Here is a 16,816-nt window from a genome sequence, read left to right on the forward strand (position 1 = left end):
TCCTAATCGACGTAGCGCAGAACCGCTTCGACCGGGAAGTGGTCGGAGGGGTATTCGCAACCAACGGAGAAGGTGTTGATCCTGGTCGACACGGTCTGCAGGTCCGATGAAGTCAGGATCCAATCGATGCGAGGGTCGCCGTCCTTCGGTCCCCTGTAGCGGTGGAAGGTGCCGATGTCCTCGCTCGGGACGACCGCCCCGGTGTCGGTGAGTCCCAGCTCTGTGCAGAAGAAGTCGTAGACGGGGGAGCCAGTGGCGACATTGAAGTCTCCGGTGACCACGGATGAGCCGGTCGCCTCGGCGAGGTGGCCGGCCATGAGCTTCCCGGACTCCAAGCGGGCATGCTCGGACTTGTGATCGAGGTGCGTATTGAGCAGCCGCAGCGAATACCCGGTGAGAAGATCACGAAAATCGACGACGGTGAGAGTCCGGGCGTGGGAGACGCCCCATGATTCGGAGGCGACTGTCTCCGGCTGTTCGGACAGCCAGCTGATATCCACGGCGTCGACGTCGAAGCGAGACGAATCGTAGATAACCGCGGTGAACTCACCCGAGTTGCCGCCCGAATGCCCCTCACCTAACCAGATGTACTCATCGGGAAGCAGGCTGATGAGCGTCTCGAGCTGATCGAGCTCACCCTCCTGCGTGCCGATGATGTGGGGATGGGCCTGCGTGATGAGATCGGCGGCGATGGGCAGCCGTGTGGACACCGGGTGCCCGTCCATTGCGGGATACCTGAGGTTGAAGCTCATGATCGAGAAGTCGCTCATGATCCAATCTTCGCCGATCCGTGCCGAAAGTGGCGATCGGCGCCCGGAATCTCAGGGAGTCCGAGCGGCTGTGAAGATGTGCGATGCGCACGCATCGGGACGTCGAGGATTCCAGTCTGGTGCGCAACCCATGGAACAATGGAAGTTCTGGTCTGTCGAAGAAAGGGCGTTCATGTCACCTCAGGTGAAGCCGCAAGCACTCGAACGGATTTCTCCGTCCGCTACATCACCCGAGTTGATCCGCAATTTCTGCATCATTGCTCACATCGACCACGGCAAGTCGACCCTGGCCGACAGGATGCTCCAGGTCACCGGGGCAGTCCAGCCGCGCGATATGCGAGCTCAGTACCTCGACCGGATGGACATCGAACGCGAGCGCGGAATCACGATCAAATCCCAGGCTGTGCGCATGGCTTGGGAGAACGAGACTGCTCCCTATGCGCTCAACATGATCGACACCCCGGGACACGTCGACTTCAGCTACGAGGTCTCCCGGTCACTGGCCGCCTGCGAGGGCGCACTGCTTCTCGTCGACGCCGCACAGGGCATCGAAGCCCAGACCCTGGCCAATCTCTACATGGCCATGGAAAACGATCTGACGATCATTCCCGTTCTCAACAAGATCGACCTCCCCGCCGCACAGCCCGAGAAGTACGCGGAGGAGCTCGCCAACCTCATCGGCTGCGAACCTGAGGACTGCCTGCTCGTGTCGGGCAAGACCGGCGAAGGCGTCGAAGAAGTCCTCGACCGCATCGTCTCGGACATTCCGCCTCCGGTCGGCGACGCCGATGCTCCGGCACGGGCGATGATCTTCGACTCCGTGTACGACACATACAGGGGCGTCGTGACGTACGTCCGCCTCGTCGACGGTGCGCTGCATCCCCGTGAGAAGCTGACGATGATGTCGACCGGCAGCACGCACGAACTCCTCGAAATCGGCGTCTCCTCACCGGAGCCGCGCGCCACCAAGGGACTCGGTGTCGGTGAGGTCGGGTACCTGATCACCGGTGTCAAGGACGTTCGCCTGTCCAAGGTCGGCGACACCGTCACCTTTGCTCCGAAGCCTGCCGAACAGGCGCTCGAGGGCTACCAGGAACCCAAGCCCATGGTGTACTCCGGTCTCTTCCCGATCGACGGATCGGACTACCCAGTGCTGCGCGACGCCCTCGACAAGCTCAAACTCAACGATGCCTCGCTGGCCTACGAGCCGGAGACCTCGACGGCGCTGGGCTTCGGCTTCCGCTGCGGCTTCCTCGGTCTGCTCCACCTCGAGGTCCTGCGGGACCGTCTCGAGCGCGAATACGACCTCGACCTCATCTCCACCGCACCCAGCGTGATCTACGACGTCACCATGGAAGACGGATCGGAGCTGGAGGTCACCAACCCGAGCGAGTATCCGACGGGCAAGATCAAAGAGGTCAGAGAACCCATGGTCCGGGCCACCATCCTCACCCCGAGCGAACACATCGGCGCGGTGATGGAACTGTGCCAGACACGTCGCGGCAGTCTCCAGGGGATGGACTACCTGTCCTCGGACCGCGTCGAGATCCGGTACCGACTTCCCCTGGCAGAGATCGTCTTCGACTTCTTCGACCAACTGAAGTCGAAGACCAAGGGCTACGCCACCCTCGACTACTCCGACGACGGCCAGGACGCAGCGGACCTGGTCAAGGTCGACATCCTGCTCCACGGCGATCAGGTCGATGCCTTCTCCGCGATCGTCCACCGCGATAATTCCTACTCCTACGGCGTGCTCATGGCCGGAAAGCTGCGCAAGCTCATCCCGCGCCAGCAGTTCGAAGTGCCGATCCAAGCGGCCATCGGTTCGCGCATCATCGCCCGCGAGACGATCCGCGCCATCCGCAAAGACGTGCTGAGCAAGTGCTACGGCGGCGACATCAGCCGTAAGCGCAAGCTGCTCGAGAAGCAGAAGGAAGGCAAGAAGCGGATGAAGGTCGTCGGCAACGTCGAGGTCCCGCAGGAGGCCTTCATCGCCGCACTGTCCTCGGATGAACCGGATCCCAAGAAGGAACCCAAGAAGTAAGTGCCGACACAACCGACTGGTGAGACTCCACCGCTCGATGGTTCGCTCCCGGCCTCGGCCGGGACCGGCGCGGATGCTCGCGGGCTGAGTCTCTACGTCCACGTCCCGTACTGTCGAGTCCGCTGCGGCTACTGCGACTTCAACACCTATACGGCAGAGGATCTGGGGCCCGGTGCCTCCCGCGATGACTACCGCAGCAATCTTGCCCGGGAGCTTGATCTGTCGACCCATGTCCTCGCCGAGGCGGGCGCGGGCGACCGTGAGGTGACGACGGTCTTCTTCGGCGGGGGAACCCCGACGATGCTGGCCGCCGAGGTGCTGGCCGGGGTCATGGACGACATCCGAGACCGCTATCGCTTGGCACCGGACGTCGAGGTCACGACCGAAGCGAACCCCGACACCTTGGATCCGGCCTATATCGCGACCTTGGCCGCCGCCGGGTTCACTAGGATCTCCCTGGGTATGCAGTCGGCTGTGCCTCATGTGCTTGCGACACTGGATCGCACACACGACCCGGAGAAGATCCCTGATGTGGCGAAGTGGATCAAAGAGGCCGGTCTGGAGCTCAGCCTCGACCTCATCTACGGCACCCCAGGGGAGTCGATCGACGATTGGCGCCGGTCACTGGACGTGGCACTGATCAACGACGTCGACCACATCTCAGCGTATTCGCTCATTATCGAACCCGGCACGAAGATGGGTGCCATGGTGCGCCGGGGCGAACTGCCGATGCCCGACGAAGACGATCTGGCCGACAAGTACGAGATCGCCGATTCCGCCATGACCGCCGCCGGTCTGCACTGGTACGAAGTCAGCAACTGGTCGACCTCGGCCGAAACCCGCTGCGACCACAACATGGCCTACTGGCGCAACGCCGACTGGTGGGGATTCGGACCCGGAGCCCACTCGCACATCGGCGGAGTGCGCTTCTGGAACGCCAAGCACCCTCGCGCCTGGTCCGACCGGCTGCTGGCAGGTGATTCACCGGCCATCGGACGTGAGGTCCTGGGGGAGTCGACGCAGGAGATCGAGCGGATCATGCTCGCTGCCCGGATCGATTCGGAACTGCGTCTGGACTCGTTGGGTCAAGGCAGCGACAGGGCAATCAGAGGATTCGTGAAGCAGGGACTCCTCGATGCAGCGGCCGTCGACGAAGGCCGGTTCGAGCCCACACTGCAGGGTCGGCTGATGGCCGACTACATGGTCCGCATCCTCACCGATTACGTGGACTGAACGAAGACCCAGCGTACTGAACCTAACGCGAAGAAGCCGCTGTCATCGAAATCGATGGCAGCGGCTCCTTCATGCTGAAACGACGCTCAGCTTATGGGGTGGACCCGATCACTTCACGAAGTCGAAGACGAGCGGGAACTTATAGCCCTCGCCCTTGCTCCCGGCCACGGCGGCGATGATGTAGAGCACCGTGTAGACGAGTGGGACGAGGAACGCCAAGAAATAGACGAAGAAGCCGAGACCGAAGGTGACGATGGCGAGGACGAAGGCGATGACCATGAAGACGATGGCGGCTGCGAAGGTGGCGATCCAATTCGTGATCATCGCGTTCAGTCCCTGCCGGGAATGTTCGCGCACGTACGGCGACTCATCCTTCTTCACGAGGAACATGATGAGAGGGAGGAACCAGACGACGATCGAACCGATGTGTGTCCACAGGACCGTGGTTCTTTCGTTCTCGCTGGCCTGCCAGAACATCTCGGAGCCGGGTCCATAGGCGTTCTCCGGCAGCATCCGCGAATCGAACATGGCCGGATTGCCGACAGGTTGCGCCTGACCGTAGCTGTGGGGCTGCTGACCGTAGGGCTGCTGCGGGTACTGCTGTTGGGAGTACTGCTGCTGACCGTACTGGGGTTGCTGCTGAGAACCGTAGCCCGGCTGCGAACCATAACCCGGCTGGGAGCCATAGCCTTGCTGAGAGCCATATGGCTGTTGGTTCGGCTGCTGCGAACCGAAATCCTGTTGGGGATCCTGACTCGGCTGGGAGCCGTAGTTCTGCTGACCCGGCTGCTGGGAGCCGTAGTTCTGCTGGCTGTATGGCTGTTGTGGTCCAGAGGCCTGAGAATAGTTCGGTGGCATGGGACGCGACTGATCAGAGCCGTTATTGGGCATCTGGGGGTTATAAGACATGCGGGTCCTTTCAGAGCTTCTGAGTATTCACCTTAGTAGAAAGGCCATCAGGCCGAATTGAGGAAAGCCCTAATCCTGTAGCAGATCGATCACAATCGTCGACAGCCTCAGCCGACCGTGACGAAGTCGATGAGCTCTTCGACCCGACCCGACAGGGTGGGTTCGACATCGGCGATGGTGCTGACCTTGCCCAGAATGCGCACCCAAGCTCTGGCCACGTCCCTGTGATCGGCATGCGGCCAACCGATGCGCGCCAGGATTCCCGTCTTCCAATCTTCGCCCCGGGGGACGACGGGCCATTGCCTGATGCCGACGATATGGGGCTTGACCGCCTGCCAGATGTCGACATAGGGGTGGCCGATGATGTGCACGACGTCGCGGTAGCGCGGATCGGCACGCACCGCCTCGGCGATCTTGGATTCTTTCGTGCCGGACACGAGGTGGTCGGCGAGAACACCGACACGGTGGTCCTTGTCCGGACCGAAGGCGGCGAGCTTGTCGGCGACGTCGTCCAGACCGCCCAGCGGTTCGACGACAACGCCCTCGATGCGCAGATCGTCCCCCCAGATCTTCTCCACCAGCTCCGCATCATGTTTGCCCTCGACCCAGATGCGAGACCCTCGGGCCACCCGCGCCTTCGCGCCGGCGACCGCCCGCGACCCTGAAGCCGTGCGCCCTGGAGCCGACTTCTGCTTGGCCGGCAGTCTGATATCGACGGGGTTGCCCTCGAGCAGAAAGCCGGGTCCCAGCGGGAACGCACGGACTTTGCCCGTGCGGTCCTCGAGATTGACGACGACCCCCGCGGCGGTCTTCTCGGCACCGACGACGGCACCGACGTATCCGCTCATCGCGTCTTCGAGGACCATTCCGAGACCCAGTTCGACGGGTGTGGACTTCTTGGGCCGGTGCGACGAGGGCGAGGAGCCCGCCAACACATCGGACCCGTAGCGATCAAAGGTATTCACGGACAACCACCCTAATCAAGGTCTCGGCGCAATGGGCGATGACCCGCTGGGGCAGGGCCGAAAGTGAATTCGGAAACCAAGAGGCGTAGAATTGGCACTCAAACGAGTTGAGTGCCAAATGCAGGTCGAGCACAGGGAGGAGACGAATGAACGACAGCAGGCGAGCACAGGTTCTGCGTGCGATCGTCGAAGACTTCGTCGCCACCAATGAACCTGTCGGGTCGAAGGCCATCGTGCAGCGCCACACGCTGGGCGTCTCCCCGGCCACGATCCGCAACGATATGGCCCACCTCGAGCAGGAGGGCTACATTGCACAGCCCCACACCTCGGCCGGTCGCATCCCGACCGACCTCGGGTATCGGATGTTCGTCGACCGCATCGACGACTTCAAACCGCTCACGCACGCTGAACGGCGCGCGATCCTCCAGCTCATCGACAGCCACGGGGATCTTGACGACATGCTCGATCGCACGGTGCGCGTACTCTCCGGCCTGACCCACCAGGTGGCGCTGATCCAGTACCCGACCGTGTCCCGGGCCACGATCAAGCACATCGAGGTCGTGGGCCTGGGGCCCAACCGGATCCTTGTCGTCCTCATCACCGACGCAGGTCAGGTCGAACAGAAGATCGTGATCACGCCGGGCACCGTTGACGACGAGGCACTGCGCGGAATCCGCGATGAGGTCAACACCGAATTCGCCGGCCAGAAACTGTCGCGGGTGGTGAGTACCATCGCGCCGAGAACCGCAGCTGGGCACATGAACGGTGCTTCGACCGAACCCGCTGCGGAGCTCGGCCCTGTCGGGGCCGACGTCGACGCGGCGCTGACACAAGTCCGCTCCGCCGTCACCGATCTCGTCATGGCGACGCGTGAAGAGCGCATCATCATGGCGGGCACAGCGAACCTGGCTCGCTCCGGCAGTGAGTTCGGTGAGAAGATGGCTCCGATCCTCGAAGCCTTCGAAGAGCAGGTGGTGCTGCTCAAGCTGCTGACGTCGATGGCTGAGGATCGAGAGGAGATCAGCGTGCGGATCGGTCGTGAGAATACTCACGAGTCATTCAGCTCGACATCCCTCGTGGCCGCCGAATATGGTCATGACGCGGGGTCCTCCGCGCGTTTGGCTGTGCTCGGGCCGACCCGAATGGACTATCCGACCACGATCTCAGCTGTGCGGGCCGTGGCGAAGTACGTCTCCTCGGTCCTCGAACAGGGATAGATGCACCGGCACGACAGCAAGCAGCGCAGCTCGTACAATCACCACAGTGCGAACAGGCACGACAACGCAAACCACCAGGGAGAGAGAAGTTTCTGTGGCCGATCACTATGAAACACTCGGAGTGTCCAAAGACGCTTCGGCGGCTGAAATCAAATCGTCCTACCGAAAGCTGGCCCGGAAGTATCACCCAGATGTGAACCCCGGACACGAGGACGAATTCAAAGCCATTTCCCTCGCCTACGACGTCCTCTCCGATTCGGAGAAGCGCCGAAACTATGACATGGGCGGCGGCGAAAACGGTCAGAGCGGCTTCCCTGCCGGTGGCGGCTTCGGCGGCTTCGGCGACATCTTCGAGACCTTCTTCGGCGGGGGAGGCGGCTCAGCCGGTGGCCCGATGCCGCGCACACAGCGCGGCAAGGACGCCCTCGTCGGAGTCAACATCGATCTCGAGACCGCCGCGTTCGGTGGCAACATCGACCTCGACGTCGCCACCGCAGTGGTCTGCGACACCTGTTCGGGTGCCGGAACCCAGCAGGGCACTTCCGTCGAGACGTGCACCCTCTGCCATGGTGCGGGCAGCGTTCAGCGCATGACCCGAACACTGCTCGGCCAGATGGTGACCAACCAGACGTGCAATTCCTGCCACGGCTTCGGCACAGTCATCCCGAATCCCTGCCTCAACTGCCAGGGCGACGGCCGTGTGCGCAAACAGCGGACCATGAAGATCCGCATCCCCGCCGGAGTCTCCGACGGAACGCGCATCCAGCTCTCCTCCCAGGGCGAGGTGGGTCCCGGCGGCGGCCCTGCCGGTGATCTCTTCGTCGAGGTCATGGTGGCCCGCCACGAAGTCTTCCAGCGCGACGGTGACAACCTGCGCGCCTCCGTCTCCGTGCCGATGACCGCAGCCGCGCTCGGCGCCTCAATTCCCTTCGACACCTTCGACGGGTCCCAGGAACTCTCGATCGAACCCGGCATCCAGTCGGGCACCGTCGTCAAGCTTCCCGGACTCGGCGCCACCCGACTGCGTTCGGAGACGCGCGGCGATCTGCTCATCACCGTCGACGTGGTGACCCCGGACAAGCTCGACGATGCGCAGAAGGACCTGCTGTCCCAGTTGGCGAAGCTGCGCGAAGAAGAGACTCCACGTGCTCAGATCACCACCCAGAACCGTGGCATGTTCTCGCGCATGCGTGAGAAGTTCGCCGGTCGGTGAGTCTTCCCGTCTTCTTCTCGCCCCGGGCCGCCGAGGCGGTCGCCGGTCGGGTGCTCACTTTCGGTGAGGACGTGGCCGGGCATGCGATCCGAGTCCGCAGACTCGGGCCCGGGGACGAGCTCGGAGTCGTCGACGGCTCCGGTACCCGCGTGCGCGGAACCGTCTCGAGCGCGGCAGCGAACGAAGTGGGACTGGCTGTCACGGAGGTGACACACACCGAAGTGGACCAGCCGAGGTTGGTCCTGGTGCAGGCCCTGGCCAAGGGCGATCGCGATCTGCAGGCGATCGAAGCCGCCACAGAGATCGGAGTCGACGAGGTGGTTCCCTGGGCCGCCGAGCGCTCGATCGCCGATTGGCCGGCGAAGAAGCGCGACAAACTCGCAGCCAAATGGGACAACGTTCTGCGGGCGGCATCGCTGCAGGCCCGACGCTCCCGCTTTCCGTTGCGTCACGACCTCGTCCGCGGCACTGGCCTGGCAGCGACCTTGGCCGAGAGCGACACCGTATACGTCCTTCATGAGGCGGCCGAGCGGAAACTGTCGCAGGCGCTGGCGGCCTCTGCCGCCGTCGCCTCGGCCGCAGCGGATTCCGCCACCGCGAATTCTTCGGCCCCTGGCCGCATCGTCCTCGTCGTCGGTCCCGAAGGCGGCATCAGCGACGCCGAGCTCGACGCATTGACGGCCATCGGCGCCGAGGCAGTGCTTCTGGGCCCCACGGTCCTGCGTTCGTCTTCGGCCGGAGCGGCCGGCCTCGTCATGGCTCAGAATTCATTGGGCCGTTGGTGACGAAGCGGACTACGATGGAAGCACACAATTGCAGTACTCCCACACGTACTCATAGTCACTAAGGATCATTCTGGACACCTCCACTCAGCCCACGAACTCTGTGAACAACACACCTGCCGACGACTCAGCATCGGACACAGTGCGTCTCGTGATTCCCGACTCCATCGATCTGGTCGAGTTCTTCGGGCCGGGTGAGACGAACCTGCGGAAGCTCGAGAACGTCTTCACCGACCTCGACCTGCATGTGCGCGCCAACCAGGTGCAGGCCAGCGGTGATCCGAAGCGCGTGGCAGCATTCGTCGCCGTCATCGGCGAGCTCAAGAAGCTGCACACCTCCGGCCACCGCATCAACGACGAGACGATCGACCGGGTGGCGTCGCTGTCTTCGGAAGGGACGGCCGCCTCGGCGGTGATGGGCACGAACGTCCTGTCCGCCCGTGGCAAGTCCATCCGTCCGAAGACGATGGGCCAACACGACTACGTCAAGGCGATCCGCAACCACACGATCACCTTCGGCATCGGTCCCGCGGGTACGGGCAAAACGTATCTGGCCATGGCCATGGCCATTAACGCCCTCCAGCACAAAGAGGTCTCACGCATCATCCTCACCCGTCCGGCGGTCGAGGCGGGAGAGAGCCTGGGCTACCTGCCCGGTACCCTCAACGAGAAGATCGACCCATATGTGCGGCCCCTCTACGACGCCCTGCACGACATGGTCGACCCCGAGTCGATTCCGCTGCTCATCGAAACGGGAACCATCGAGGTGGCTCCGTTGGCCTATATGCGCGGACGCACCCTCAACGATGCGTTCATCATCCTCGACGAAGCGCAGAACACGACCGGTGAGCAGATGAAGATGTTCCTCACCCGCCTGGGCTTCGGAGCACGGATGGTGGTCACCGGTGACGTCTCCCAGATCGACCTGCCGGGCAAGACCCGCAGCGGTCTCAACGTCGTTCAGGATATCCTGAACGGAATCGAAGACCTGAAATTCTGCCACCTGGGCAGCAAGGACGTCGTCCGCCACTCGCTGGTGACGAAGATCGTCGACGCCTACGACCTGTGGGGAAGCAGCGAATGAATACCGAGATCTCCAATGAGACGGACGAAGCGATCGACCTGGATGAGGTCGTGGCGCTGACCGAATACCTCGGTCAGGCTCTGCACATGCACCCCGGAGCGGAACTGGCGGTGACGATGGTTGATGTGCAGGCGATGGAGGAGCTCCACATCACCTGGATGGACCTCGACGGTCCCACCGATGTGATGTCCTTCCCCATGGACCAGCTGGCACAGGGCCGCGCCGATGCTCCCACCGAGGGTCAGATGGGCGACATCATCGTCTGCCCCGAGGTGGCCGCCGCCCAGGCCTCATCATCGGGACATTCGACGATGGACGAGGTGCTTCTGCTGACCGTCCACGGGTTCCTGCACCTGCTCGGCTACGACCACCAGCAGTCGGAGGAGAAGGAGGAGATGTTCGCCCTGCAGCGCCATCTGCTGCTGACCTTCTTCGCGGCTCGCTACGACGGACGCACCGACATTCCCTCACCCACAGAGGTCTGAGCCGTGCTCTGGCTGTTCCTCGGTGCCGCACTGTGCCTCGTGATCTCGGCGACGCTGTCCGCGGTCGATGCCGCTCTGCTCAGCGTGTCCCATCAGGCCATTCAGGATGCGAAGGACGAGGGCAAGAAGGCTGCGTTCCGGGTCGAGAAGATCCTCATCGACCTGCCCACCAACATCAACGTCATCATCTTCGTCCGCAACTTCCTCGAAGCGCTGGCGACCGTCTTCATCGCACTGGCCTATGACTCGATCTACTCGGTCGGACCGCTCATGGTCGTGCTCACCGTCCTCACCGCCTCGATCGCGGTCTTCGTCGTCGCCGGTGTGTCCCCGCGGACCATCGGCCGCAGACGTTCTCTGGCCGTGTGCCTCAACCTCAGCTGGGTCGTCGGTGCCGCACTCGTGGTGCTCAAACCTCTGACGAAGATCCTCGTCCTCCTCGGCAATCTGCTGACCCCGGACCGTGTGTACAAGGACGGCCCCTTCGTCACCTCGGATCAGCTGCGCGACCTCGTCGAGAGGGCCAGCGAATCCGACGTCATCGAAGACGGCGAACGCGAAATGATCCAATCCGTGTTCAACCTCTCGGACACCTCGGCGAATGAGGTCATGGTCCCACGCACCGACCTCGTGACCGTCAATTCCGGCACCCCGCTGTCCAAGGTCATGAATCTCTTCTTCCGTTCCGGGTTCTCCCGCATCCCGGTCAGCGGTGAGGACCTCGATGACATTCGCGGGGTCGCCTACCTCAAGGATGTCGCCAGACGTCTCCACCTCCACCCGGAGGACGCGGAGCGACCGGTCGACATCGTGGCTCGGGGAGTGCTGTTCGTCCCCGAAACGAAACCCGCCGATGACCTGATGGAGCAGATGCAGCTCGATTCGACGCATCTGGCGATCCTCGTCGACGAATACGGCGGAACTGCCGGTCTGGTCACCATCGAGGACATCGTCGAAGAGATCGTCGGTGAGATCGAGGATGAATACGACTCCAACGATGACGAACTCGTTGAGGTCGACGATGGCTCTTACGTCATCAGCACCCGAATGACGATCTCGGACTTCGCCGACTATTTCGATGTGAAGATCGACGAGGACGACGTCAACAGCGTCGGCGGTCTGCTCACGAAGCTCATCGACCGCGTTCCCATCGACGGATCGAGCGCACAGATCGAAGGGCTGAACATCGAAGCGATGGAGGGTCAGGGCCGTCGCCACCGCATCACCCACGTCAGGGTCACGAAGGAAGAGAACTGAGATGGAATTTCGCACGGACTATCCCGAGGACTACCGGGCCGGCTTCGCCTGCTTCGTGGGCCGACCGAACACCGGAAAATCAACACTGACGAATGCCCTGGTGGGGGAGAAAGTGGCGATCACCTCGGCGAAGCCTCAGACCACCCGGCACACGATCCGCGGCATTGTGCACAAAGATGATCACCAGCTGATCCTCGTCGACACCCCGGGACTCCACAAGCCGCGGACCCTGCTGGGCAGCCGCCTCAACGATCTCGTGGCCTCGACCTTGAGTGAGGTCGACGTCATCGGCTTCTGCCTGCCTGCTGATGAACCCATCGGTCCCGGCGACAGGTACATCGCCTCCCAGCTCGAGCTGCTCGACGGGCGCACCCCGATCGTGGCCCTGGTGACGAAGACCGACAAGGTCCCACAGGACAAGGTCGCCGAGGCTCTGCTGGCCGTGGGAGCCCTCGCCGACTTCGCCGATGTGGTGCCGGTCTCCGCCGTCGACGGATTCCAGGTCGACACGGTCGACTCCGTGCTCACCGGCCACCTTCCGGTCTCTCCGCCGCTCTACCCTGAGGGGGAGCTGACGGACGAGCCGGAGGAGATGATGATCGCCGAACTCGTCCGTGAAGCCGCGCTCGAAGGTGTCCGCGACGAACTTCCGCACTCCCTGGCCGCGCAGGTCGAGGAGATGTATCCCCGTGAGGGCCGCAGCGAGGACAACCCACTGTGGAACGTCCACGTCAACCTCTTTGTCGAGCGTTCCAGCCAGAAGGCGATCATCATCGGCAAGGGCGGCAGTCGACTCAAAGCCATTGGAAGCGAATCGAGGCGCGGCATCGAGGCTCTGCTCGGAACCAAGGTCTACCTCGACCTGCACGTGAAGATCGCCAAGGACTGGCAGCGTGACCCGAAGCAGCTGGGGCGTCTGGGCTTCGACTTCAGCTGATCTGGTTGCGGCTGTCTGATTTCGGCAGCCGCGATCTCGGGTGAAATTGTCCGTTGAGAGGACTCTCACGTCGCGGGCGGTTGCTGGGCGAACTGTTGCCTGCAATAGACTAGGCCGAGTGAATGCCGAGCAGACTCTGGTCGCACTGAGCGACCGTTCCCCCCAGGTCGCACCCGATGAACTCATTGCGGGTCTTGTCCCGCCCCCGCAGTTCCACGACGTGTCCTTTGCCAGCTACCGCACCGACGACTCGGAGCCGTCGCAGGCTCAGGCACGGGACAAGCTTGAGGAATTCGTGGCATCCTCGACGTCGAAGGGGTTCCTAGACAAGCTGTTCTCGAGGGGCAAGTCCGGACCCAAAGGCGTCTACCTTGACGGCGGCTACGGCGTGGGCAAGACGCACCTCCTGGCCTCGGCATGGCATGCCAACGAAAAGCCCGCGACCTTCGGCACCTTCGTCGAATACACGAACCTCGTCGGTGCGCTCGGCTTCATCCGTGCTCGCGACGATCTCTCACAGATGAAACTCGTCTGCGTCGACGAGTTCGAACTCGACGATCCCGGTGACACGGTGCTCATGTCGCGACTCATGCGGGAACTGACCGACGCAGGTGTGAAGATCATCGCCACCTCGAACACCCTGCCGGGGTCGTTGGGGGAGGGCCGCTTCGCCGCACAGGACTTCATCCGCGAGATCCAGGCGCTGGCCGACCAGTTCGACATCTACCGCATCGAGGGCAAGGACTACCGCCATCGCGGGCTGAGTGAGCCTGCCGAGCCCGTGCCCGCAGAGAAACTCGATACCGCAACTGCCGAACTCGCCGGCACCGTTGCCCGCGACGACTTTCCGACTCTGCTGCGGCATCTGTCCACCGTCCATCCTTCTCGGTACGGCCGCATGGTCGACGGACTGGACGCAGCGGTGTGGGAAGACGTGACGACGATCGACAACGAGGGAGTGGCGTTGCGCTTCGTTGCTCTCGTCGACCGGCTCTATGACCGCAATGTCCAGATCATCAACTCGGGACAGGCTCTGGACAAGGTCTTCACCGACGAGTCATTGGCCGGCGGTTACCGGAAGAAGTACATGCGATGTCTCTCACGTCTGACTGCGCTCTCCTCGCAGTAGAGACTCCCACCCATCAGCCGACGCCGATTCGTCGGCGCTATTGCAGCTCGAGGTACTTGAAGACCTCGAGCTCGGGCACCCAATCGGGCAGCCCTATGATCGCGAAGACGGCCCAGACGATCACGGCCACGAATGCCGCAGTCACAGCCCCGATCGTCCAGCGCACCCATAGGGGTTGGGCGATGACCCAATGCGTCCAGTTCTCGACGTTGACTCGGACGAAGTGCAGAATCCTCTGTGCCCAGCGGAACTCGCTTGAGATGACGAAGAGCCCGATGATGACTGTGAGCCACCCGGGGCCCGGCAGCGGTACGGCCAGCAGACCGATGATCACGATGAGCGTCCCCACTCCACCGACGATGAACCGATAGAGACGTGCCGTGTGCGGGTTGGTCGTGACCGTTGCGCGCCAGCGCAGGAAGCTCAGTCGTGTTTTGCGCCAGGGTCGCACTCCCTGTTTGTGATGGCGCGACAGCCACCCTTTGGGGCGCTCGTCATGGTGGTCGTCGTTCACCCCTCCAATATAAGTCGATGAGTCTGAAAGCTCGATCTGCGTGTGTGAGCACGATCACTCCGATCTGATTTTGCATGGACCGGCACCTGCGTATAGAGTTGTATCTCGTTGCCAGGGAAACCGGGCAGCGAGAAATGCGGATGTGGCTCAGCTGGTAGAGCATCACCTTGCCAAGGTGAGGGTCGCGGGTTCGAATCCCGTCATCCGCTCGGAGGCGTCATGGCACTGCCTTGGCGGTGGCGTGGCCGAGAGGCGAGGCAGCGGCCTGCAAAGCCGTTCACACGGGTTCGAATCCCGTCGCCACCTCGGATTCGTCCAGCGGTTCGCTGTTGGTGAGTCGGCGCGATTGGCGCAGCGGTAGCGCGCTTCCTTCACACGGAAGAGGTCACTGGTTCGATCCCAGTATCGCGCACAGGGACCTTGTGTTCCGGTGCAACAAATGAATAGGGCGCGATTGGCGCAGCGGTAGCGCGCTTCCCTGACACGGAAGAGGTCACTGGTTCGATCCCAGTATCGCGCACGGAAGAAGCCCCGAGTGACTCACTCGGGGCTTCGTGCATTCATTCCCGGCATCATCTCAGTCGCGGATGTCTCTGCGCCGGGTTGACGAGGGTGTCCTGCGGTCGTGTACCGGGCACACTTTCTGACCACTGACCCGAACGCGGGGTGCGCTTGCCCGGCTGGATGTGTCGGCCGTGTGTCAGGACTGCCACGTCGTTGACATGGGGAATGCGGCAGATTAACTAGTACGCTAGTGACCGTAACCATCGACAAAGACTTCGGAGCACTCATGTCTACTCCTCAGAACCCGTACGAACCGAATAACGGTTCTGGAAATCAGAACCCCAACGGTCAGGGTCCGGACAGCCAGCCGCCCAATCCGCCAGATTATTCGGGTGACCAGAACAACGCACCCCAGTACGGCTCGCAGAACGACGGCCAGCCGCCCCAGTACGGTTCCCAGGGCAATGGGCAGCAGCCGCCCCAGTACGGTTCTCAACCCCAGTATGGTTCGCAGAACGATCCGAACCAGCAGCCCTACGGTTCGCAGCCGCAGTACGGTCAGCCGAACGTCGGGGGTGCTCCGGGCTATGACCAGAGCCAGGGCGGTTACGGCCAGGGCTATGACCCCAACGCTCAGGGATACGACCAGAATCCATACGGCCAGGATCCGGGTGGCTACGGTCAGGGCTATGATCCCAACGCGCAGGGCTACGACGCCAACCAGTACGGCCAGCAACCGGCCTATGCCGGTGCCGACGGTTCTTCGGACCAGTTCATCCCGGCCAACCCCAACGCGAGCTACGGATCCTATTCGGCCGGCTCGGGTAACAACACATCGAAGAACATCTGGGGCATCCTCGCGCTGATCGGCGGCATTGCCGGCATCGTGCTGTCGTTCTTCTTCGGGATCGGGTTCCTGTTCGGCGCTGCCGGCTTGATCTTCGCGTTCGTCGGTCTCTCCGCGATCAAGAAGGGGCTTGCCAATAACAAGGGTATGACGATCACCGGCATGATCCTCAGCTTCGTCGCCATCCTGTTCTCGATCATCTCGGTCATCGTGACCCTGATATTCGGCGGAATGTTCATCAGTGCGTTCGACGAGGCCAATGACACGCAGTCCTCGTCCGCGGCACCCGTCGCCGATCCTTCCGATCCTGCCCAGGACCCCAGCCAGGGTGCAGGCTCATCTGACGGCGGTGAAGGAGCAGCACCTCCTGTCGAAGCCGGAGGAGTCGAGATCGGCACCGGTCTGACTGCTGCGGTCGCCGTGAAATCGGCCACCGCATCCGACACGGCGTCTGGTGCGGACGACACCAACGGCCAGATCGCTGTTGTGACGGTGACTTTGAAGAACACTTCCGGCTCCGATATCGATACGAGCAGCGCTCAGATGTCTGCGACCGATGGTGCCGGCAAGGAATATATGGACGTCTTCCAGGCTGACCAGTACAAGGCCAGCCTCGTATTCGACACAACAATTCCTGCCGGCGGCGAGAAGACCGTTCAACTCGCATATGGTGTTCCTTCGTCTGAACTCGACAAGGTCCACCTGAAGCTCGCACTGGGCGAAGACCTGGGCAAGGGCAAGAACTTCGAATTCAGCAAGGCCGCGTGATGCAACTCGGGACGATGCTCCGATCCCGACAGACATAACCGGTAACAGCGCAAGCATCGACATTTGCGTATAATTCAGCAGTTGGGTGGCAGTCGTATGACTGCCACCCAACTGATTTCGCACCGCCGAATTGGTATTAGACTCGAGGTGCGAGGCAC

At 62.5% G+C, this 16,816-nt stretch carries 15 protein-coding genes and 4 tRNA genes; 15 read left to right on the forward strand and 4 right to left on the reverse strand.

What is annotated here, in order from left to right; genetic code table 11:
- Positions 1 to 2: 2 nt before the first annotated feature.
- Entirely contained in the window at positions 3 to 770 is a 768-nt protein-coding gene (locus BLT92_RS18555) for an endonuclease/exonuclease/phosphatase family protein (protein ID WP_092108007.1), read from the reverse strand.
- A gap of 172 nt (positions 771 to 942) precedes the next feature.
- Between BLT92_RS18555 and lepA the strand changes: the two genes are divergently transcribed.
- Together lepA and hemW are read left to right on the forward strand one after the other, a co-directional pair.
- Positions 943 to 2,814: a translation elongation factor 4 gene (gene lepA, locus BLT92_RS18560; protein WP_092109623.1), complete on the forward strand. Its 1,872-nt coding sequence runs from the start codon at positions 943 to 945 to the stop codon at positions 2,812 to 2,814.
- Positions 2,815 to 4,047 (forward strand): radical SAM family heme chaperone HemW, encoded by a 1,233-nt coding sequence (hemW, locus tag BLT92_RS18565; RefSeq protein WP_092108009.1) that lies wholly within the window; start codon positions 2,815 to 2,817, stop codon positions 4,045 to 4,047.
- Between the two features lie 108 nt (positions 4,048 to 4,155).
- Here hemW and BLT92_RS21075 read toward each other — a convergent pair whose 3' ends face one another.
- Both BLT92_RS21075 and BLT92_RS18575 read right to left on the reverse strand, forming a co-directional pair.
- Positions 4,156 to 4,956 carry a DUF4870 domain-containing protein gene (locus BLT92_RS21075; RefSeq protein WP_092108011.1) on the reverse strand — a complete coding sequence of 267 codons (801 nt, stop codon included), beginning with the start codon at positions 4,954 to 4,956 and terminating at the stop codon, positions 4,156 to 4,158.
- 107 nt (positions 4,957 to 5,063) lie between these two features.
- On the reverse strand, positions 5,064 to 5,927 hold the full coding sequence (locus BLT92_RS18575) for a DUF3097 domain-containing protein (protein WP_092108013.1): 864 nt from the start codon (positions 5,925 to 5,927) through the stop codon (positions 5,064 to 5,066).
- 140 nt (positions 5,928 to 6,067) lie between these two features.
- On the opposite strand from BLT92_RS18575, the gene hrcA reads away from it, so the two are divergent.
- The 8 genes from hrcA (at position 6,068) to zapE (ending at position 14,025) form a co-directional block, all read left to right on the forward strand.
- Positions 6,068 to 7,138 (forward strand): heat-inducible transcriptional repressor HrcA, encoded by a 1,071-nt coding sequence (gene hrcA / locus BLT92_RS18580; protein WP_092108015.1) that lies wholly within the window; start codon positions 6,068 to 6,070, stop codon positions 7,136 to 7,138.
- Between the two features lie 94 nt (positions 7,139 to 7,232).
- Positions 7,233 to 8,351, forward strand: coding sequence for a molecular chaperone DnaJ (gene dnaJ, locus BLT92_RS18585; RefSeq protein WP_092108017.1), 1,119 nt, complete (start codon positions 7,233 to 7,235; stop codon positions 8,349 to 8,351).
- Positions 8,348 to 9,136, forward strand: a complete 789-nt coding sequence (locus tag BLT92_RS18590) for a 16S rRNA (uracil(1498)-N(3))-methyltransferase (protein ID WP_092108019.1) — start codon at positions 8,348 to 8,350, stop codon at positions 9,134 to 9,136. The genes dnaJ and BLT92_RS18590 overlap by 4 nt, the downstream gene beginning before the upstream one ends.
- 139 nt (positions 9,137 to 9,275) lie before the next feature.
- On the forward strand, positions 9,276 to 10,217 hold the full coding sequence (locus BLT92_RS18595; RefSeq protein ID WP_407922892.1) for a PhoH family protein: 942 nt from the start codon (positions 9,276 to 9,278) through the stop codon (positions 10,215 to 10,217).
- Complete coding sequence (gene ybeY / locus BLT92_RS18600; RefSeq protein ID WP_092108022.1) at positions 10,214 to 10,702, forward strand: rRNA maturation RNase YbeY; 489 nt, start codon at positions 10,214 to 10,216, stop codon at positions 10,700 to 10,702. The genes BLT92_RS18595 and ybeY overlap by 4 nt, the downstream gene beginning before the upstream one ends.
- A 3-nt stretch (positions 10,703 to 10,705) precedes the next feature.
- Complete coding sequence (locus tag BLT92_RS18605; protein ID WP_092108024.1) at positions 10,706 to 11,959, forward strand: hemolysin family protein; 1,254 nt, start codon at positions 10,706 to 10,708, stop codon at positions 11,957 to 11,959.
- 1 nt (position 11,960) lies between these two features.
- Positions 11,961 to 12,896: a GTPase Era gene (gene era, locus BLT92_RS18610; RefSeq protein WP_092108026.1), complete on the forward strand. Its 936-nt coding sequence runs from the start codon at positions 11,961 to 11,963 to the stop codon at positions 12,894 to 12,896.
- A gap of 118 nt (positions 12,897 to 13,014) precedes the next feature.
- Entirely contained in the window at positions 13,015 to 14,025 is a 1,011-nt protein-coding gene (zapE, locus tag BLT92_RS18615) for a cell division protein ZapE (protein ID WP_092108028.1), read from the forward strand.
- Between the two features lie 37 nt (positions 14,026 to 14,062).
- On the opposite strand, the gene BLT92_RS18620 is transcribed toward zapE, so the two are convergent.
- Positions 14,063 to 14,539: a PGPGW domain-containing protein gene (locus BLT92_RS18620; protein ID WP_231938913.1), complete on the reverse strand. Its 477-nt coding sequence runs from the start codon at positions 14,537 to 14,539 to the stop codon at positions 14,063 to 14,065.
- Positions 14,540 to 14,675: 136 nt separating this feature from the next.
- On the opposite strand from BLT92_RS18620, the gene BLT92_RS18625 reads away from it, so the two are divergent.
- From BLT92_RS18625 to BLT92_RS21080, 5 genes are all read left to right on the forward strand, one after another.
- Positions 14,676 to 14,748: transfer RNA gene (locus tag BLT92_RS18625), tRNA-Gly, on the forward strand.
- A gap of 26 nt (positions 14,749 to 14,774) precedes the next feature.
- A tRNA-Cys gene (locus tag BLT92_RS18630) sits at positions 14,775 to 14,845 on the forward strand.
- A gap of 34 nt (positions 14,846 to 14,879) precedes the next feature.
- Positions 14,880 to 14,951 (forward strand) — tRNA-Val (locus BLT92_RS18635).
- A gap of 36 nt (positions 14,952 to 14,987) precedes the next feature.
- A tRNA-Val gene (locus tag BLT92_RS18640) sits at positions 14,988 to 15,059 on the forward strand.
- 270 nt (positions 15,060 to 15,329) lie between these two features.
- Positions 15,330 to 16,658 (forward strand): DUF4352 domain-containing protein, encoded by a 1,329-nt coding sequence (locus BLT92_RS21080; protein ID WP_269457374.1) that lies wholly within the window; start codon positions 15,330 to 15,332, stop codon positions 16,656 to 16,658.
- Positions 16,659 to 16,816: the final 158 nt, after the last annotated feature.

The organism is Brevibacterium picturae, from assembly GCF_900105045.1.
GTDB lineage: Bacteria > Actinomycetota > Actinomycetes > Actinomycetales > Brevibacteriaceae > Brevibacterium > Brevibacterium picturae.